The sequence below is a fragment of the Ruegeria sp. HKCCD3925 genome, from assembly GCF_057221175.1.
Genome location: NZ_JBWVBI010000001.1, coordinates 502,679 through 520,162 on the forward strand (window position 1 = coordinate 502,679; position 17,484 = coordinate 520,162).

At 56.2% G+C, this 17,484-nt stretch carries 18 protein-coding genes; 5 read left to right on the top strand and 13 right to left on the bottom strand.

All coding sequences use genetic code 11. The features are described from left to right. Positions 1-19: 19 nt before the first annotated feature. From lon to AC2TEM_RS02560, 4 genes are all read right to left on the bottom strand, one after another. Positions 20-2,428: an endopeptidase La gene (lon, locus tag AC2TEM_RS02545; protein ID WP_170393206.1), complete on the bottom strand. Its 2,409-nt coding sequence runs from the start codon at positions 2,426-2,428 to the stop codon at positions 20-22. A gap of 233 nt (positions 2,429-2,661) precedes the next feature. Continuing rightward, entirely contained in the window at positions 2,662-3,072 is a 411-nt protein-coding gene (locus tag AC2TEM_RS02550; RefSeq protein ID WP_170421378.1) for a DUF6636 domain-containing protein, read from the bottom strand. A 92-nt stretch (positions 3,073-3,164) separates the two neighbouring features. Further along, a complete protein-coding gene (gene tgt / locus AC2TEM_RS02555; RefSeq protein ID WP_170422434.1) occupies positions 3,165-4,295 on the bottom strand; it encodes a tRNA guanosine(34) transglycosylase Tgt in 1,131 nt (376 codons plus the stop codon). Positions 4,296-4,358: 63 nt separating this feature from the next. Beyond that, on the bottom strand, positions 4,359-5,270 hold the full coding sequence (locus AC2TEM_RS02560; RefSeq protein WP_170421375.1) for a nucleoside hydrolase: 912 nt from the start codon (positions 5,268-5,270) through the stop codon (positions 4,359-4,361). Between the two features lie 175 nt (positions 5,271-5,445). Between AC2TEM_RS02560 and AC2TEM_RS02565 the strand changes: the two genes are divergently transcribed. The 3 genes from AC2TEM_RS02565 to AC2TEM_RS02575 all read left to right on the top strand — a co-directional run bounded on the left by AC2TEM_RS02565 (position 5,446) and on the right by AC2TEM_RS02575 (position 7,072). Continuing rightward, positions 5,446-6,336, top strand: a complete 891-nt coding sequence (locus AC2TEM_RS02565) for an SPFH domain-containing protein (RefSeq protein WP_170393209.1) — start codon at positions 5,446-5,448, stop codon at positions 6,334-6,336. Then, positions 6,336-6,614, top strand: coding sequence for an NfeD family protein (locus tag AC2TEM_RS02570; RefSeq protein ID WP_170421372.1), 279 nt, complete (start codon positions 6,336-6,338; stop codon positions 6,612-6,614). Before AC2TEM_RS02565 ends, AC2TEM_RS02570 begins: the two co-directional genes overlap by 1 nt. A 95-nt stretch (positions 6,615-6,709) precedes the next feature. Next, positions 6,710-7,072, top strand: a complete 363-nt coding sequence (locus AC2TEM_RS02575; RefSeq protein WP_170393211.1) for an SUF system Fe-S cluster assembly protein — start codon at positions 6,710-6,712, stop codon at positions 7,070-7,072. A gap of 304 nt (positions 7,073-7,376) precedes the next feature. On the opposite strand, the gene AC2TEM_RS02580 is transcribed toward AC2TEM_RS02575, so the two are convergent. Beyond that, positions 7,377-7,700 carry a hypothetical protein gene (locus AC2TEM_RS02580; protein WP_170393212.1) on the bottom strand — a complete coding sequence of 108 codons (324 nt, stop codon included), beginning with the start codon at positions 7,698-7,700 and terminating at the stop codon, positions 7,377-7,379. A gap of 164 nt (positions 7,701-7,864) precedes the next feature. Between AC2TEM_RS02580 and AC2TEM_RS02585 the strand changes: the two genes are divergently transcribed. Next, positions 7,865-8,230, top strand: coding sequence for a HesB/IscA family protein (locus AC2TEM_RS02585; RefSeq protein ID WP_170393213.1), 366 nt, complete (start codon positions 7,865-7,867; stop codon positions 8,228-8,230). Here the strand turns inward: AC2TEM_RS02585 and AC2TEM_RS02590 are convergent. Beyond that, positions 8,227-9,141, bottom strand: a complete 915-nt coding sequence (locus AC2TEM_RS02590; RefSeq protein ID WP_170393214.1) for an isopenicillin N synthase family oxygenase — start codon at positions 9,139-9,141, stop codon at positions 8,227-8,229. The genes AC2TEM_RS02585 and AC2TEM_RS02590 overlap by 4 nt on opposite strands. A gap of 120 nt (positions 9,142-9,261) precedes the next feature. Between AC2TEM_RS02590 and tpiA the strand changes: the two genes are divergently transcribed. Continuing rightward, positions 9,262-10,011, top strand: a complete 750-nt coding sequence (gene tpiA / locus AC2TEM_RS02595) for a triose-phosphate isomerase (protein ID WP_170393215.1) — start codon at positions 9,262-9,264, stop codon at positions 10,009-10,011. 9 nt (positions 10,012-10,020) lie between these two features. Here tpiA and AC2TEM_RS02600 read toward each other — a convergent pair whose 3' ends face one another. From AC2TEM_RS02600 to AC2TEM_RS02630, 7 genes are all read right to left on the bottom strand, one after another. Beyond that, complete coding sequence (locus AC2TEM_RS02600; protein WP_170393216.1) at positions 10,021-10,467, bottom strand: nucleoside deaminase; 447 nt, start codon at positions 10,465-10,467, stop codon at positions 10,021-10,023. A 65-nt stretch (positions 10,468-10,532) separates the two neighbouring features. After that, the gene (locus tag AC2TEM_RS02605; protein ID WP_170393217.1) at positions 10,533-10,844 is read right to left on the bottom strand and encodes a DMT family transporter; all 312 of its coding nucleotides are present in this window, start codon (positions 10,842-10,844) and stop codon (positions 10,533-10,535) included. A gap of 156 nt (positions 10,845-11,000) precedes the next feature. After that, positions 11,001-12,377: a TRAP transporter large permease gene (locus AC2TEM_RS02610; protein ID WP_170393218.1), complete on the bottom strand. Its 1,377-nt coding sequence runs from the start codon at positions 12,375-12,377 to the stop codon at positions 11,001-11,003. Then, positions 12,377-13,054 (bottom strand): TRAP transporter small permease, encoded by a 678-nt coding sequence (locus AC2TEM_RS02615; RefSeq protein ID WP_170421370.1) that lies wholly within the window; start codon positions 13,052-13,054, stop codon positions 12,377-12,379. The genes AC2TEM_RS02610 and AC2TEM_RS02615 overlap by 1 nt, the downstream gene beginning before the upstream one ends. Before the next feature lie 116 nt (positions 13,055-13,170). Continuing rightward, the gene (locus AC2TEM_RS02620; protein ID WP_304621967.1) at positions 13,171-14,172 is read right to left on the bottom strand and encodes a DctP family TRAP transporter solute-binding subunit; all 1,002 of its coding nucleotides are present in this window, start codon (positions 14,170-14,172) and stop codon (positions 13,171-13,173) included. 318 nt (positions 14,173-14,490) lie between these two features. Continuing rightward, on the bottom strand, positions 14,491-15,720 hold the full coding sequence (locus AC2TEM_RS02625) for a sigma-54-dependent transcriptional regulator (protein ID WP_170393221.1): 1,230 nt from the start codon (positions 15,718-15,720) through the stop codon (positions 14,491-14,493). Next, positions 15,717-17,450 carry an ATP-binding protein gene (locus AC2TEM_RS02630; protein ID WP_170421367.1) on the bottom strand — a complete coding sequence of 578 codons (1,734 nt, stop codon included), beginning with the start codon at positions 17,448-17,450 and terminating at the stop codon, positions 15,717-15,719. The genes AC2TEM_RS02625 and AC2TEM_RS02630 overlap by 4 nt, the downstream gene beginning before the upstream one ends. Positions 17,451-17,484 lie beyond the last annotated feature (34 nt).

The window sequence follows — 17,484 nt, forward strand, 5'->3', positions numbered from 1 at the left end:
TAGTTAATCTGTTTCAGGCTTAGTGGGCTGTTGCCGACGGTCCTGCCCCTTCGGCCGCCTTGGCGGCAGCGGCAGCGGCCTCTTCAGCGGCCTCATCCCACTCAATTGACTCGGGCTTACGTATCAATGCCTGCTCTAGTACCTCCGAGACGTGTTTGACCGCGATGATCTCCAGCCCTTCTTTCACGTTGTCGGGGATATCCGCCAGATCCTTTTCATTCTCTTCGGGAATGAGGACGGTCTTGATCCCGCCACGCAGGGCAGCCAGCAGTTTTTCTTTCAGCCCGCCAATCGGCATCGCGTTGCCGCGCAGCGAAACCTCGCCTGTCATGGCGATGTCCTTGCGCACAGGAATACCGGTCAGGACCGAAACAATCGAGGTCACCATAGCCAAGCCCGCAGACGGACCATCCTTTGGCGTCGCACCATCGGGCACGTGCACGTGGATATCGATTTTGTCGAACTGCGGCGGTTTAACCCCGATCTGAGGCGAAATCGATCGGACGTAAGACGACGCCGCGTCGATCGATTCCTTCATCACATCGCCCAGCTTACCAGTGGTCTTCATCCGCCCTTTGCCGGGCAGTTTCAGAGCCTCGATATGCAGCAGATCACCACCGACCGAAGTCCAGGCCAAGCCAGTGACTACACCAACCTGATCGTCCTGTTCAGCCAAGCCATAACGGAACTTGGGCACTCCAAGAAAATCATCCAGATTGTCGGGCGTCACCTTTACGGTCTCCGCCTCTTTCTTGATGATCTTGGTCAGCGATTTCCGCGCCACTTTGGCGATTTCGCGTTCGAGGTTCCGCACACCCGCCTCGCGGGTATAGGTGCGGATGATCGATTGCAGCGCCTCATCGGTCAGCTCAAACTCCTTGGCTTTCAGACCATGGTTTTTGACCTGTTTGTCGATCAGGTGTTGCTTGGCGATCTCGCTCTTTTCCTCTTCGGTGTAACCGGCCAGCGGGATGATCTCCATCCGGTCTAGCAGAGGCCCAGGCATGTTGTAGCTGTTAGACGTGGTCAGGAACATCACGTTGGACAGGTCATATTCGACCTCAAGATAATGATCCATGAACGTGTTGTTCTGTTCCGGGTCCAACACCTCCAGCATCGCCGAGGCTGGATCGCCACGGAAATCCTGCCCCATCTTGTCGATTTCATCGAGCAGGATGAGAGGGTTTGTGGTTTTCGCCTTCTTCAGCGCCTGAATGATCTTGCCGGGCATCGACCCGATATAAGTCCGACGGTGGCCACGAATCTCAGATTCGTCGCGCACACCACCCAGCGAGATGCGAATGAATTCGCGCCCCGTGGCTTTTGCGACCGATTTACCCAGCGAGGTTTTACCCACACCCGGAGGGCCAACAAGGCACAGGATCGGGCCTTTCAGCTTTTTCGAGCGCTGTTGAACCGCCAGATATTCGACGATCCGCTCTTTGACCTTCTCAAGTCCATAGTGATCGGCATCCAGAATGTCCTGCGCGCGACCCAGATCCTTTTTGACGCGGGATTTGGTGCCCCACGGCAGTGACAGGATCCAGTCCAGATAATTGCGCACAACGGTCGCTTCAGCCGACATGGGCGACATGTTCTTGAGCTTTTTCAGCTCACCCTCGGCCTTTTCGCGCGCCTCTTTCGACAGCTTGGTCTCGTTGATCTTGGCTTCCAGTTCGGCAACTTCGTTGCTGCCGTCCTCACCATCGCCAAGCTCCTTCTGAATGGCTTTCATCTGCTCATTCAGATAGTATTCGCGCTGCGTCTTCTCCATCTGGGATTTGACGCGGGTCTTGATCTTTTTCTCGACCTGCAGAACCGACATTTCGCCCTGCATCAGACCATAGACTTTCTCAAGCCGCTCGCTCACCGAGAGCGTCTCAAGCAGTTCCTGTTTCTGTTCAACCTCGATGCCCAGATGACCTGACACAAGGTCGGCCAACTTTGCAGGCTCGGTGGTTTCACCAACAGCAGCCAGCGCTTCTTCGGGGATGTTCTTGCGCACTTTTGCATAGCGCTCAAACTCGTCCGCGACGGTGCGCAACAGCGCTTCGGTCGTGGTGACATCGCCCGGAATCTCGGTCAGATACTCGGCGCGCGCTTCGAAAAACTGATCGTTTTCAAGGAATTCTGTGATCTGCACCCGCGCCTGCCCCTCGACAAGCACCTTCACGGTGCCATCGGGCAGTTTCAGCAGTTGCAGCACGTTGGCCAGAACGCCCGAGCGGTAGATACCGTCGATTTCCGGATCATCCTCACCAGGATCAATCTGGCTGGACAACAGAATTTGCTTGTCATCCTGCATCACCTCTTCCAGGGCGCGGACCGATTTGTCACGGCCCACGAACAGCGGCACGATCATATGTGGAAAGACCACGATATCGCGCAGCGGCAGGACGGGGTATGAGGAATTCAGAGGCTCTTGCATGCTCTATCCTTATCATTGGCAAGACGGCGCTGGTCCCTGATTCAGGCAACCTTTGGCCATCTCCTGTCTTGGACGATAAAGGTGGGGCACCTGTTCCCCCATTTCAACCTCATCGTCGTTTGTCGTGATGCAGCATGACCGGATGATTTGGGGACTTCAAGGCATCCGACAGACATATCCACCGATTTTAGCGAACCCAGCATTAAAACGGGCAACAAATCATCCAGCGTGGATCAGAACACCCTCTGCTTAGCTCGGGACAAAAAGAAGCCATGACCGACTTCGTTTCTACATTCCAAGCCCTTTTTCGAGGAATGGCAAACGAACCCGCCAAACTCTCCGGTTACGCCGTAGTCTGCACGGTCAAATCCGTCCCGGTTATGGCTGACTGGTTGGCACAGCATGCGGACGGCGCCCGTATTGGTCATGAAAAAATCATGTCCCCAGTCCGACTGGCAATCCGCCGGGCGCGGGAACGCAGGCGCACCACTCCGCTCAATTATGGTGCAAGACAGGTCCGAAACACTTGCCCCCTGCCCGACGACACACTGAATATTCTCGGACGGGGTTTCGAAGGTCCAGACATCCGCAAGAGATGTCGAGGCGCAAAAAACGATTGCGATAGAAGCAATAAAGCGAGGCATTGAATCCTCCTGAACAAAACAAATGAAAATGGTAAATAATGCGCGAACAGTATAGCAAAAAATACTACGTTTGTCACCGCAATGGCCACAATCTACAGCGGTTCAATATCGCCTTGCTCCCGAAGCGCGTGGAATTGCGATTGCCACTCTGCGAATGTGCCCTGTGAAATCGCGTCCCGCATTCCCTGCATGATTTCCTGAAAGTAATGCAGATTGTGCCAAGTCAGCAGCATGCCCGAGATCATCTCATTCGAGCGGAACACGTGATGCAAGTAGGCGCGAGAATAACTTGAACACGCGGGGCATGTGCAGTTCTCATCCAGCGGGCGTGGGTCGTCAGCATGGCGGGCGTTCTTGATATTGACCACACCGTAACGCGTGAACACCTGCCCGGTGCGACCCGACCGCGAAGGTAGAACGCAATCCATCATATCTATCCCACGTGCAACGGCACCTACGATATCATCAGGCTTGCCTACGCCCATCAGATAACGCGGTTTATCCTGGGGCAAGAAGTCAGGCGCATAGTCAAGGCAGCTGAACATGGCCTCCTGCCCCTCACCCACGGCAAGGCCGCCGACGGCGTAGCCTTCAAAACCGACCTGCTTAAGTGCCTCGGCACTTTCTTTCCGAAGATCTTGTTCCAGCCCGCCCTGCATGATCCCAAACAGGGCATGTCCGGGGCGGTCTCCAAACGCTTCACGCGACCGCGCAGCCCACCGCATCGAAAGGCGCATGGAATCGGCGATACGGTCGCGATCGGCGGGCAGCGCAGGGCATTCATCAAAGCACATGACGATGTCCGAGCCCAAAAGCCGCTGGATTTCCATCGACCGTTCCGGCGTCAATTCGTGCTTCGAGCCATCGACGTGAGATTTAAAGGTCACGCCCTTCTCGGTCAGTTTGCGCAGACCGGCCAGCGACATCACCTGAAATCCGCCAGAATCCGTCAGGATGGGCCGGTCCCAGTTCATGAACTTGTGCAGGCCTCCCAAACGATCGATCCGCTCGGCCGTTGGGCGCAGCATCAGATGATAGGTGTTGCCCAACAGAACATCGGCACCCGTGGCGCGCACACTTTCCGGCATCATCGCCTTGACGGTCGCGGCTGTGCCCACAGGCATGAACGCCGGCGTTCGCACCTCACCGCGCGGCGTGTTGATCACGCCTGTGCGGGCCTTGCCATCGGTGGCTTTCAGGTCGAAAGAAAATCGCTGGGTCATGGTAACGCCTTGGATCGCTGAACCGGGCAGGCTTTGCCCGATCTGCAAGGGCATTGCAACCCGTCAGGGCAGCGAGGCTACACGGTCCGTAAACAGGCGCACCACCCCTGGCCCATCGACATCCCGGCACACTCGCACTGGTGGCCGTGCAGGGTCAGGACGAGTCGCACCGATCTCAGCCCCGTCCAACGCCACCTGCAAACCCGTTTCGACCATTTCGAACATCGGTTCATGGGTGCAGGCGATAACGGCAGTCGAGTCATGCAATCCGCACCCTTCAAGCCCACCGATCTCTTTGTAGAACTTTAAATAGAAGCGCGAGATATCACGCAGAAAACCACCCATGTCAGGGGAACGTTCAGCGAGCGCCTCAAAATCAGCGGTCTCGTAGAGCGTTTTCAGAGTCACATCCAATCCCACCAGAATCGTAGGCGGCGGCGCGGCAAAGACTTCGTCTGCAGCTTTGGCATCGTGATAGATATTCGCCTCGGCATGTTCGGTGATATTGCCCGGGCAGTACACGGCCCCGCCCATGATGACGAGCTTGCCAAGATTGTCCGCAAACTCGGGGTCCAATCGCATGGCATCAGCGATATTGGTCAATGGCCCAACCGCGCATACGACCAGCTCTCCGCGATGGCTGCGCGCCATGTCGACAAGAAACTCTGCGGCGGACAAGGCGTGGTTTTCACCGATCTCTTCAATCTGGGTCAGGTCACCAAAGCCTTCGGGGCCGTGCACATGTTCCGAAGGTGAATGCGTGCTCTCTCCCAAAGCGGAGGACGCGCCTTGGGCCACGGGTATGCCCAGCCTCAGTTTGTCCACCAGAAATCGCGCATTGCGGCTGGATTGATGCACATGGGTGTTGCCGAACACGGTGGTCAGGCCGATCAGGTCAATTTCGGACGCAGCGGCGGCATAGGCAATGGCCATTGCGTCGTCGATGCCGGGGTCTGTATCGATAATCAGTTTCATCCTCGTCCGATAACGCAAACACCAGTGGGATGCAAAGCTGCCACAAAAGGGAATTTCTGGCCGGTATGAACGCTTTCACAGATTTGCATTCCAGCCTGTACAATCCATACCAGAGTTGAAATTGAGCGATTCAATCCCCATATGTATACCATAGTACACAATAAATGAGGACAGTATGATAGAAGACCAGATTATCGGACTGATTACTTCGAACATTATCTACCTGCTGGCAGCGGCGCTTATTGCCATTGTCATCTTCAAGGGCATCAAGATCGTGCCTCAATCCGAGAAATACGTTGTTGAACGGTTTGGCCGCCTGCATTCGGTGCTTGGGCCCGGGATCAATTTTATCGTTCCTTTTCTAGATGTTGCCCGCCACAAGATATCCATCCTTGAGCGTCAGTTGCCAAACGCAACGCAAGACGCAATTACCAAGGACAATGTTCTGGTGCAGATCGATACTTCGGTGTTCTACCGCATTCTCGAGCCGGAAAAGACGGTCTATCGCATCCGCGATGTCGACGGTGCGATTGCAACGACTGTAGCCGGTATCGTCCGCGCCGAGATCGGTAAGATGGACCTGGATGAAGTGCAATCGAACCGGGCGCAACTGATTGAACGTATTCAGGAAAGCGTAGAAACCGCTGTTGACGATTGGGGGATCGAAGTAACCCGCGCCGAGATTCTGGACGTAAATCTTGATCAGGCCACTCGTGACGCGATGTTGCAGCAATTGAACGCCGAACGTGCCCGCCGCGCGCAGGTGACCGAGGCCGAGGGCCAAAAGCGTGCCGTTGAGCTGCAGGCAGATGCCGAACTTTATGCGGCAGAGCAGACCGCCAAGGCCCGCCGAATCTCGGCTGAGGCCGAAGCTTATGCGACTCAGGTCGTAGCAAAGGCCATTCAAGACAACGGGCTGGAAGCGGCACAGTATCAGGTTGCGTTGAAACAGGTGGAATCGCTGAACGCCCTAGGCAACGGCACCGGCTCGCAGACCATCGTTGTGCCTGCAAACGCACTTGAAGCCTTCGGCAATGCCTTTAACATGCTTAAAGGAGGAAAATGATGGCCGATCCTTTCTGGCTGACGTGGTGGATTTGGTTGGCCGGAGCGCTTGCTCTGGGCATCCTTGAGGTCGCGCTGCCCGGCTTCATTTTCCTGGGTTTTGCCATCGGTGCAGCCATTACCGGAGTGGTTTTGCTGATCCCTGGCCTCACGCTATCCCTGCCCGTTCTGCTGTTGATATTTGCTGTTCTGTCACTGGTCGCATGGCTGGTTCTGCGCCGTATGTTTGCCCTGCCGCACGGTCAGGTCAAAACCTTCAAGCACGACATCAACGACTGATCTGTCGTGGCGCTCAAATCAGGCGCCACGGCACCTCTGGACGCTGCCCGGCACTTTCCCTATATAATTTCTCAGGTAACAGACCCGAGGCATCAATGACCCACCCCAGTGAACAGTTCGAAGGCAGCCCCCTGATCGCTCCCTCGACCATCGATCACCCGCTCTACGAACCCGTGGTCGAAGCTTGCCGGACGGTGTTTGACCCAGAAATACCAGTCAATATCTACGATCTCGGTCTGATCTATACGATCGACATCACCGGAGAAAACGCGGTCAAGGTGATCATGACCCTCACTGCGCCAGGTTGTCCTGTCGCAGGCGAAATGCCCGGTTGGATCGTGGAAGCAATCGAACCCGTTGCAGGCGTCAAAGAGGTCGACGTCGAACTGACTTGGGAGCCACCTTGGGGCATGGAAATGATGTCAGATGAAGCCCGGCTTGAGCTGGGTTTCATGTAACTCTCGACTTACTCACAAAAAACATGGCGATGTTACAAAACGGTGTACTGCGTGTTACTTAACCGTTTTCATGTTGTCACAATGCTGGGTCACAAGGTCCTCAGGTACTGACCCAGTGATTAAGCATGCGTTTTTCGATCTGCTGGACGTGCTGGCGCAGGATGTCGAGTAGCGGGCGTCTTATCCGATTGCCCCGCTAAATTGACATACTTCGTGAATTGCATGGGCCTCTGACCATAGCCATCCCCCATTCAATGGGCCCATTCCGGGCCGCTCTTGCCCGAGAGCGGCCCTTTTTGTTTGATTATTCGATGTTACAGGTCGACTTGATTTCAGCAGCGCGCGCGTCCAGCTCTTTTATATAGTCGCCTGACAGCATCTTCAGGTGCTTGCTCTCGGTTCCTGTGACGAGACCCAGCAAGGCACCGGCAGGGAGGATCGAGAACACGCTTTCAGCCTGCTGGTCCTCGGCATGTTTCTTTTCAGCTGCGATTGCGCGCAGATCACCGGGTGCGGTAGCACAGTTGACCGGGTGCCGTTTTGTGTCATCTATCGCAAGTGCCGCAGACGCGGACGCCAGCAACATAGATGTGAAAATGGCTGCTCCTGCCCAGTTCTGCGCTCTCATCGATCCAAACCTCTCTGGAATGCCTGTCCTTTACTTCAGGTACGCTAAAGCTTTGCGCACCATCGTGACAACCCTGCGCGGAGTGTGTATTTGAACAGGCTCTCTCTTGAGCCCGGCGCGTGTCGGCCTTAGATTAGAGATAACGCGCGATAACGGAGCCCACCATGTTTGGCATTCCCGGCAAACAAGCCGTGACCATGACACCTAAAGCTGCTGAACAGATTGTTCGGCTTATGAAATCCGGCGGTCACACCGGATTGCGCATCGGCGTCAAGAAAGGCGGCTGTGCGGGGATGGAATACACCATGGACTACGTCCATGATGCCGACCCGAACGACGAAGTGGTCGAGCAGGATGGCGCGCGTGTAATGATCGCCCCCATGGCACAGATGTTCCTGTTCGGAACCGAGATCGACTACGAGGTTTCACTGCTTGAGGCCGGGTTCAAGTTCCGAAACCCGAATGTAGTCGATGCATGCGGATGCGGAGAATCGATCAAGTTCGACGAAACCTTGGCTGAACAACGCTAACTCGCAGCTTTTAGGTGGACGTAGGTCTCATTAAATCGCCGCGTCAGGTGCTCTCCGGCGCGGATCGTGGCGTATGAACCCGGCGGCGCAACATTTGTGTCGTAAGAAGGATTAAAGAACAACGGAACCGAGATCCTCTCGTTCACGCTGCCTTTGACCCTATGCTCGGTCGCTTTGACTTCTCCTGCCGTCCAAAACTCCAGCATCTCCCCGAAATTGATTATGAATTGTCCCGGCGTGGCGTTTACAGCTTGCCAATCGCCATCAGGCATACGAACTTCCAGACCCGGTGTGCCGTCCGTGGCCAGCAAAGTCAGGCAGCCATAATCCGTATGCGCGCCGATACCAAAGTCCTTTTCCCCTGCCCAATCAGGGCGTTGCGGATAGAAGTTACCGCGCAGCAGCGCCATTGGCGTATCAAAGGCCGCATCAAAACTGTTTGCATCCCTACCGATGGCAATCGCAATCGCGCGCAAAACGCGAATGGCAACTGAGCAGGCGTCTGAATAGTAACTCTGGATCGTTCTCCGAAAGGCGTCGGCCCCGTCTGGCCAGAGATTTGGGGCATACACACTTAATCCCCGCCCCGCATATGGATCATCGGCTGGCAGTTCAAAACCGCTATCAAAGACTTCTTTGAAATCCGGGTTCGCCCTGAGATCCACCTGTTCGGAACGCGGCGCACCCCAACCGCGGTTGGCACCCGTAGCTGCCATATCGACGCTCTGCTTGATCTCATCGGGTTGACGAAAAAAATCGCGATACGCGTCAATCACCAGCTGCACACGGGCGGCATCGAGGCCGGAATTGGAGATTGTTAGAAATCCGATCTGGCGAACAGCATGTCTCAGCTTTTCCATCTCAGCTGGATCACGCAGATCCAATTTGGCGAGATCGAGATCGTCTATCATGCCATCCTCCGCAACAACGCGCGCAATGTGTCCTGACAAGTAGCGCTATGCAACCGGAATTGTCAGCCCCGCCTGCGGGTGATATCCGAGGATTCAAAGCAGAAAACCGGAGGGATCGCGATGCGGCGTAAGTTGGCGGCAGGCAACTGGAAAATGAACGGAACTGGCGTTGCGCTGAGCGAGCTGGAAGCGTTGAAAGCCTCGCACCCATCTTCTGCGGTAGAAATCCTGATATGCCCACCAGCCACTTTGCTTCATCGCGCGGCAAATACGGTTGAAGGTTCGGGCATTACCGTTGGCGGCCAAGACTGCCACGCGGCGCTCTCGGGTGCGCATACCGGGGATCTGAGTGCCGAGATGCTGTTGGATGCAGGGTCGAGCGCAGTGATCCTTGGCCATTCCGAGCGCCGTGAAGATCATGCTGAGCAGAACGAAGACATCCGTGCCAAAGCCCGCACCGCCATGGATGCAGGCCTGAAGACGATCATCTGCGTCGGTGAAAGCCTTGAGCAGCGCGAAGCAGCAAATACTCTGGATATCATCGGTGGACAGATGTCGGGTTCGATCCCGGATCAAGCGACAGGCGAGAACCTGATTGTCGCATATGAGCCGATCTGGGCCATCGGCACAGGCAAGGTTCCAACTTTGGAAGAGATCGGAGAAGTGCACGATTTCATACGCGCACGTCTGGAACGCCGATTTGGCGAAGGTGTCGGCCGGTCAGTCCGCCTGCTGTATGGCGGATCGGTCAAACCCGGTAATGCTGCCGAGATTTTTGGCGTTTCAAATGTTGACGGAGCGTTGGTGGGTGGCGCCAGTCTGAAAGCAAATGATTTCTCGGGCATCATTCAGGCGCTTGAAAGCGCCTGATCGCCAACCTCATTCGGCAATATCTTCGGCCCAAAGCGCGGGCTTCTCTTCGATAAAACGCCTCATCAATGCAATGCAGTCCGGGTCATCAGCGATGATGACCTCGACACCGCGATCGCGCAGGAAGTCCTCATTTCCGCCAAAATTCACGGTGTCTCCGATCACAACACGCGGGATACCGAACTGTACGATCGTGCCAGAACACATCATGCAAGGCGAAAGCGAGGTATAGAGCACAGTATCGCGATAGGTCTTCTGCCGCCCTGCCTTGCGCAGCGCATCCATTTCCCCATGGGCGATCGGGTCGCCCAGTTGGACACGCTGATTACGCCCTTGCGCAACGACCTCACCACCCCGCGCAAGCACTGAACCGATTGGGCAGCCTCCTTCGTCAAATCCAGCTTTCGCCTCATCATAGGCGACGCGGAGCAAGCGTGCATCGGTGTCGGTCAGCATATGCAGGTGTCCTTTGTTCGGAGTTGTTTCGCAAAGCTGCCCGACACCACTATGGCCGTCAACGCTTAGGCCAGTTTCATGATGATCAAACCCGTCACGATTAGAATCGCAGCGCCGATCCGCATGGGCGTCAGCGCTTCGCCCAGGAATAGGACGCCAACAGTGAACGCCCCTACTGCGCCGATCCCGGTCCAGATCGTATAGGCGGTACCAAGCGGCAGATCCCGCATGGCCATTGCAAGCAGGCCAAATGACCCGATCATCGCAACACCCATGATCGCCGTCGGCCACAGCCGCGTGAAACCAGCGGTCTGCTTCATCGCGACGGCCCAGACGATTTCGAGCAGGCCAGCAAACAACAGTAATATCCAGGGCATAAGAACACCTCACTTTCCGAGATCGGGTCGTCCCGAATAATCGTCCATGATGGTGAGGTCGTCCTCCGACCCTCAGATATGCGTTTGGGCATCAGTTTCAAGACAAAAAAACCGGGCGGATTACATCGCCCGGTTCATATGCTCGGTTTACCCGATCTAGTTGGTTATGATCTCAGGCCCCATGAAAGTGTTGGGTAGGAATGTCGAAATCCACGGGATGTAAGTAACCATGATGAGGAAGACGAACAGCACGGCCAAGAACGGCAACGCTGCCTTCACAACACTCATCATCGGCATACCCGCCACGCCCGAGGTTACGAACAGGTTCAACCCGACCGGAGGCGTGATCATCCCGATCTCCATATTGACCACCATGATAATGCCCAGATGGATCGGGTCGATACCCAACTCGATAGCAATCGGGAAGACCAGCGGGGCCACAATGACCAGCAGACCTGAGGGCTCCATGAACTGGCCACCGATCAGCAGGATCACGTTGACCACAATCAGGAAAGTCACTGGCCCCAGACCCGCCGATAGCATGGCGCTTGCGATATGCTGGGGCACCTGCTCATCCGTCAGCACATGTTTCAGGATCAGCGCGTTGGCGATCACGAACAGCAGCGTGACAGTCAGCTTGCCCGCCTCGAAAAGTGTATGCTTGGTGTCGGGGTGCACAAAGGCCGTGATCAACGCATAGGGTTTCTTGAGCAGCGAGATGTTCTGCGCATCCCCTTCGGTGCTGAGCGGACCCATATCCTTGTAGACAAAACTTGCGATCAGGAACGCATAGACGGCAGCAACAGCCGCGGCCTCGGTCGGGGTAAAGATACCTCCGTAGATACCGCCGAGGATGATGACGATCAGGAACAGACCCCAACCGGCCTCGCGCGCCGAGGTGAAGACTTCGCCCCAACCTTTCCAATCGCCTTTGGGAAGGTTCTTGACCTTGGCCATGACGTAAATGGTGATCATCAGCATCAGACCGGCCATCAAACCCGGAATAACGCCTGCAAGGAACATCCGCCCGACCGAAACCTCCACGGCTGCCGCATAGACCACCATCACGATTGATGGCGGAATCAGAATGCCCAGTGTCCCTGCGTTACAGATCACACCGGCGGCGAATTCCTTGGAATAGCCCACCTGACGCATGCCAGCGATGACGATCGACCCGATTGCGACAACTGTCGCCGGAGACGAACCCGACAAGGCCGCAAACAACATACAAGCGAAGACGCCAGCAATTGCCAGACCTCCGGGCAAGTGCCCTACACAAGCGATCGAGAACCGGATGATCCGCCGCGCCACTCCACCTGTGGTCATGAAAGATGACGCGAGAATGAAAAACGGGATAGCCAAGAGGGTGAAATGCCCCTCAAATGCCTCGAACAGCGTGCCAGCGACCGAAGCCAATGAGCTGTCGGAATAGATCAGCAGGAAGAGGGTCGAGCTGAGACCAAGTGCCACCGCAATCGGAACTCCGATCAACAATAGGCCAATGACCATCGAGAAAAGTAGTACGACGTCCATCAGTCATGCTCCCCCTGCTGGGCGCGGACTTCTTCGATCTCGTCCTCAACCTCGTGGCTAGCTACGAGGCGATCAGTTTCACCGCGCCAAATCTGTACTGCGACCTGTGCAAAACGGATCACCAGCAGCAACATCGAAAGAGGCAGAACGAAATACGGAACGACCTTGGGCAGTTTCTCGTAATACTCGCCATAGTTGATCATATTCTCCAGAAACCGCAGCGGCGCGACCATCGGGATATCATCAACTTCATAGAAGCTCTGGCTGCGCGCGCTCATGTCAAAGCCGGTCGGAAACCAGCGACCCGAGGTGGGCGGCAGATCGGCAAACACTGCCCAGTAGTCATACGAACCCTTGAGCAGGAGCAGAGAAAACACCAGACAGCAAGCCACGGCTATCAGCGCCAAAACCCGGCGTGGCGCGGGGGCCAGCATGTTCAGGATCGCATCAACACCCAGATGTGCATGCTTCTTCACTGCATAAGACGCACCCAGCAGCACCAACCAACCGAAGGTGAATACTGTCAGTTCCAGCGCCCAAAGAATGTTAGAATTGAATACAAACCGCGCGATCACATTGGCGAAGGTGACAATTGTCATCAGACCCAACAGGCACGCAATCATGGTTTCTTCGATATGGTCGACCAGCCCGCCTTGGCCGGGTTTCGCACCAGACATCTCTCTGTCCCCGCATTTTTTTGATGAGAGTGGTGGGAGTGTGGCGGGCCACTAAGGCCCGCCCAGCCTATGCGTCCATAACTCCCCAGTCCCCGGACGCGTGGCTTGAACCGGGATCAGAACCCGGCGTTGATCGCCTGTGCGGCGTCGATCTTGTCCTGACCAACGTCACTGGCAAATTTATCCCAGACTGGCTTCATCGCATCGACCCAGGCCTGGCGCTGCTCGGGGTTCAGTTCCCGGATGATGCCCCCTGCGTCAGTGATCGAAGCCTTGGCAGCTTCGTTTACGGAAAAGGCCTCCTTGTTACGAGTCTCGGTCACTTCGGCGAGAATCGTCAGGAATTGATCGCGAACTTCAGGCTCCAGGCTGTCCAGCCAGTCAACTGAGGTTACAACCAGATAATCGATGATACCGTGGTTCGTTTCTGTGATGCCGTCCTGCACCTCGAAGAACTTCTTGCCGTAGATGTTCGACCAGGTGTTTTCCTGCCCGTCAACAACGCCCTGTTGCAGAGCACCGTACACTTCCGAGAACGCCATCTTCTGAGGGCTGCCACCAATTGCTTCCATCTGGGCAACCAATACGTCCGAAGACTGAACGCGGAACTTCAGGCCGTTCGCATCCGAAGGATCTTCCAACGGCTTGTTCGCAGACATCTGTTTCATGCCATTGTGCCAGAATGCCAGCCCCTGAAGGCCGCGGCGCTGCATGCTGTCTTTCATCGCCTGACCATCAGCCGAGGCTTGGAACGCATCCACAGCATCGATGTTCTTGAACATGAACGGCAGATCGAACAGGCGGAATTGCTTTGTAAATTTCTCAAACTTCGACAGCGAGGGCGCGGCCAACTGCACGTCGCCCTGCAGCATCGCTTCAAGAACCTTGTCATCGTTGTAAAGAGTGGAGTTCGGATAAACCTCCATGCACATCACGCCGTTCATCTCGTCATTGACGCGCTGCTCAAGCAGCGAAGCGGCGATGCCCTTGGGGTGTTTGTCCGTATTGGTCACATGCGCAAACTTCACGACGATCTCGCCATCATCGCAAGCTGCTACACCAGCGGTCGCTGTCACGGACAGTGCGATTGCGGTTGCTGCCGTTGTCAGGAATTTCATCAGTCTTATCCTCCCAGACTTCCCTAAAACTTCCATCGAGCGCCCAATCAGCGCCGTATGTTGCGGAGTGAACCGAATCGGCTCCTCACTCTCAACATTTTGTTTAGATGTTGCTGAAATCTGTTTTTTCCAAATAATTTCTTACGGTTAAATGATGTCCGTTATAAATCTGGTGTTTCGGCAGAACTACGCTGTGCGATTTTTCGCACAGGCAGTCAGCACCTTGTGCGAATTTCCGCACAATATCCGAATCGATGCGAGCGAATCGCTCGCTTAAGCCACAGCGCAACCGCAGTTCGCCCTAGCGGAAGTGTTTTGCTAACGACGATAGTCTTCTGGCCTAATGTGGTAGCGGGTCAGCTTGTCATAAAAAGTTTTGCGCGGCAGCTTCAGTGCCTTGGCGGCATCCGCAGCCTTGCCATTGTGGCGCCCAAGGGCTGCAATCAGCAAAGACCTCTCAACACGCGCCAATTGCTCGCTCAACCCCAGATCAGCGGCCTGTGCAACCTCATCCGGCATCCCCAACACAAACCGCATTGCCGCCGACATCAACGATCGGGCATTGCCCGGCCAATCCTGCGCCATCAGCGAGGCCAGATGCTCGGGTGTCACTTCAGGTTCCGCAATCCCGGCCTGCTCAGCGGCCTGCGCCACATAGCGGCGAAAGATGACGGGGATATCCTCGGGCCGTTCTGACAGGGCCGGGATTCGCACCCGCATGACATCCAACCTATAGAACAGATCGGCATTGAACCTTCCCTGTGCAGTAAGGTCCGACAAATCGGCCGTTGCCCCTGCGATGATTCTGGCTTCCGTCCCTTGTTCGATCAGTTCCAGCGCGGCGTATTGCGTGGCATCCGACATCGCCGAGATCTCATCCAGATACAGCGATCCGCCTGCCGCATCCTTACAGACACGCAACAAATCATCCGGGTTCAGGCCTGAGGCAGGGCGTTTGACAAATGGCCCCTGTCCAACCGGAGACATCAGATGGACAACTTCAGCGACCTTTGAAACTCCGCTACCCGCTGGCCCGGTAACCAGTACCTCGGCCCGTGTTGGCGCTACGCTCCGCACTCGCTCACGCAAGGCCTCGGCTTGATCTGACAACCCAAACAGCATGCGTGCTGCGGGATCGCCACGCTCAAGTTCGCGCCGTTGCTCGCGTTCCTGCAGAATTTCTGCGCGCGCGGCAAAGGCTCGTTCGAGTACCGCCAATAAATCCGCTGCTGCACAGGGCTTTTCCAGAAAATCAAATGCTCCCTGCCCCATGGCCTGTACCGCCATCGGGATATCGCCTTCACCTGTCAGCAATACCACCGGAAGTTCAGGATCAACCTCGCGCGCGTATGCGAGCAGATGAAACCCATCCCGCCCCGGCATGCGAATATCCGAGATGATCACACCGCCGAAGTCACGATGAATATGATCCTTTGCGGCCACGAAAGATCCCGCGGTGACCGGTTCATACTCGGCCAATTCGAGGGTTTGCGCCAAGGCCTCACGTACGGCGGCATCATCATCGACCAAAAGCACTTTGCGGATCATGCTGCCTCATCTTCTTCAAAGGGTTCCAGTTCAACCGTGAATTCAGCACCCTCGTCCGTGTTGGCACCGCGAATATCCCCCCCGAAGCTCTGAACCAGACCGTAGGATATCGACAGCCCCAGACCCATCCCCTCGGACGTCCCAACTGTTTTTGTGGTGTAGAACGGCTCAAACACGCGGTCGGGGTCCTCGATGCCGGGTCCGGTATCCCGCACCGACACGCGAATAGGCTTCCCCCCTGACAGAGTGACCAATATCCTGCGCGTCGGTCGATCGACCATCGCATCCGCTGCATTATTGATTAGGTTGACAAACACCTGTACCAGTCGCACCTCTCCACCCCAAGCATAGACCGCAGTCTTTGGCGGCACCCACTCCAACGCGACGTTCTCATCGCGCAGGCGCGCCTCGGTCAATTCTGTGGCAGTGTTCAGAACCTGAACCAGATCAACGCGCCCCATTGGTTCGCTTTCATTTCTCGCAAAGGCCCGCAGGTTCTTGATGATCCGCGCCATGCGTGCGGCCATATCGGAAATGCGGCCCAGATTTTCGCCAGCTCTCTGGCCCTTGCCGCGCTCAAGAAAGGCGGACCCGTTGTCGGCGAACTGCTGAATCGCCATCAAGGGCTGGTTCAATTCATGACTGATGCCAGCCGACATCTTGCCCAAAGCGCTCAACTTACCAGCCTGAACCAAATCGGCCTGCGCTTGTTTGAGCGCGGCCTCCGCCTCCTGCCGCTCGGCAACTTCGTGGCGCAAAGCGCTATTAGCCGCCGTCAAGGCGCGCGTACGTTGCGCGACCCGGCTTTCCAGCACGGTATTTGCCTCTGCAAGTGTCCGACGGCGTTCCGAGGCCAGAAACAACAAAGCACCAAAGGCGAAACAGATCGCCGCAACCGCCGCCGCCTGCAACCCCGCCAACCGGCGCGCCGGGGCGACATCAACCAGCATCTCTGCGGTCATCGCAATCACCGGAAGATCGAGCGTCAGATGCAGGGCGCGACGGGGCAGATAGCGACCCCAATTGAGCTTCCACACTTCATATCCCGCAATCCAGGTTGAGGCGAAATCGACATTCTCACCTTCGGGTGACATCAGGCCCTGCTGCCCTTGCCCGCGGCGCCATAGTAGCAGATCCGATCGGTTCGAGATAAAGACAACCCCATCCGTATCAACGAAAAACACCGCATCGGTGCTACCGCGCCAAGTTTGTTCAACGTCCTGCACATCGGCCAGAACCATCAACGCGCCTTGTATCTGCCCCAATTCCCCAAATGCAGGGGCCGCATATGAATAGATGCGATCGCCGCTTGCGTCTTCGACCCCATGCGCGCTGCCCAAGGCACCTTGCATGGCGCGCTCGAAGGCCGGATGTGCGGACATATCGCGCTGCGTCACCGGTTGGGCCGCGACAAGAACCTGCCCCTCCGGATTCAGGTACATAACGTTAACGGCAGCGGTTTTGTCTGCCACATCCAGCAGCACCTTTCGGGCGGCCCGTTGCTGTTCTGATGTTTCTAGCTCCTGCAAAGCAGGATGATCCGCCATCAAGGCGGCCACTTCCTGATAGACCTGCATTTGCGTGCTCAGACGGTCGGCGGCCAGTTCCAAATCAGCCTCGGCCTTCTCGCTCAGTTGCGACAGGGCCTGACGATAGCCATAAGTCCAGACCGCCGCTGACAGCAATCCGACCGCGCATAAGAAACCGGCTATGATCCAAAAACGTTGCATATCTAGGGTCTTGCATTCAGCAGCCGCCATGGCA

What these genes read in the sequence shown, in the direction of transcription:
- tpiA (WP_170393215.1), top strand. Translation starts at nt 9,262, where the DNA reads ATGCGGCGTAAGTTGGCGGCAGGCAACTGGAAAATGAACGGAACTGGC.
- AC2TEM_RS02625 (WP_170393221.1), bottom strand. Translation starts at nt 15,720, where the DNA reads ATGATCCGCAAAGTGCTTTTGGTCGATGATGATGCCGCCGTACGTGAG.
- AC2TEM_RS02615 (WP_170421370.1), bottom strand. Translation starts at nt 13,054, where the DNA reads ATGTCTGGTGCGAAACCCGGCCAAGGCGGGCTGGTCGACCATATCGAA.
- AC2TEM_RS02605 (WP_170393217.1), bottom strand. Translation starts at nt 10,844, where the DNA reads ATGCCCTGGATATTACTGTTGTTTGCTGGCCTGCTCGAAATCGTCTGG.
- lon (WP_170393206.1), bottom strand. Translation starts at nt 2,428, where the DNA reads ATGCAAGAGCCTCTGAATTCCTCATACCCCGTCCTGCCGCTGCGCGAT.
- AC2TEM_RS02610 (WP_170393218.1), bottom strand. Translation starts at nt 12,377, where the DNA reads ATGGACGTCGTACTACTTTTCTCGATGGTCATTGGCCTATTGTTGATC.
- AC2TEM_RS02580 (WP_170393212.1), bottom strand. Translation starts at nt 7,700, where the DNA reads ATGAGAGCGCAGAACTGGGCAGGAGCAGCCATTTTCACATCTATGTTG.
- AC2TEM_RS02565 (WP_170393209.1), top strand. Translation starts at nt 5,446, where the DNA reads ATGATAGAAGACCAGATTATCGGACTGATTACTTCGAACATTATCTAC.
- tgt (WP_170422434.1), bottom strand. Translation starts at nt 4,295, where the DNA reads ATGACCCAGCGATTTTCTTTCGACCTGAAAGCCACCGATGGCAAGGCC.
- AC2TEM_RS02630 (WP_170421367.1), bottom strand. Translation starts at nt 17,450, where the DNA reads ATGCAACGTTTTTGGATCATAGCCGGTTTCTTATGCGCGGTCGGATTG.
- AC2TEM_RS02560 (WP_170421375.1), bottom strand. Translation starts at nt 5,270, where the DNA reads ATGAAACTGATTATCGATACAGACCCCGGCATCGACGACGCAATGGCC.
- AC2TEM_RS02600 (WP_170393216.1), bottom strand. Translation starts at nt 10,467, where the DNA reads ATGCTGACCGACACCGATGCACGCTTGCTCCGCGTCGCCTATGATGAG.
- AC2TEM_RS02575 (WP_170393211.1), top strand. Translation starts at nt 6,710, where the DNA reads ATGACCCACCCCAGTGAACAGTTCGAAGGCAGCCCCCTGATCGCTCCC.
- AC2TEM_RS02620 (WP_304621967.1), bottom strand. Translation starts at nt 14,172, where the DNA reads ATGAAATTCCTGACAACGGCAGCAACCGCAATCGCACTGTCCGTGACA.
- AC2TEM_RS02570 (WP_170421372.1), top strand. Translation starts at nt 6,336, where the DNA reads ATGGCCGATCCTTTCTGGCTGACGTGGTGGATTTGGTTGGCCGGAGCG.
- AC2TEM_RS02585 (WP_170393213.1), top strand. Translation starts at nt 7,865, where the DNA reads ATGTTTGGCATTCCCGGCAAACAAGCCGTGACCATGACACCTAAAGCT.
- AC2TEM_RS02590 (WP_170393214.1), bottom strand. Translation starts at nt 9,141, where the DNA reads ATGATAGACGATCTCGATCTCGCCAAATTGGATCTGCGTGATCCAGCT.
- AC2TEM_RS02550 (WP_170421378.1), bottom strand. Translation starts at nt 3,072, where the DNA reads ATGCCTCGCTTTATTGCTTCTATCGCAATCGTTTTTTGCGCCTCGACA.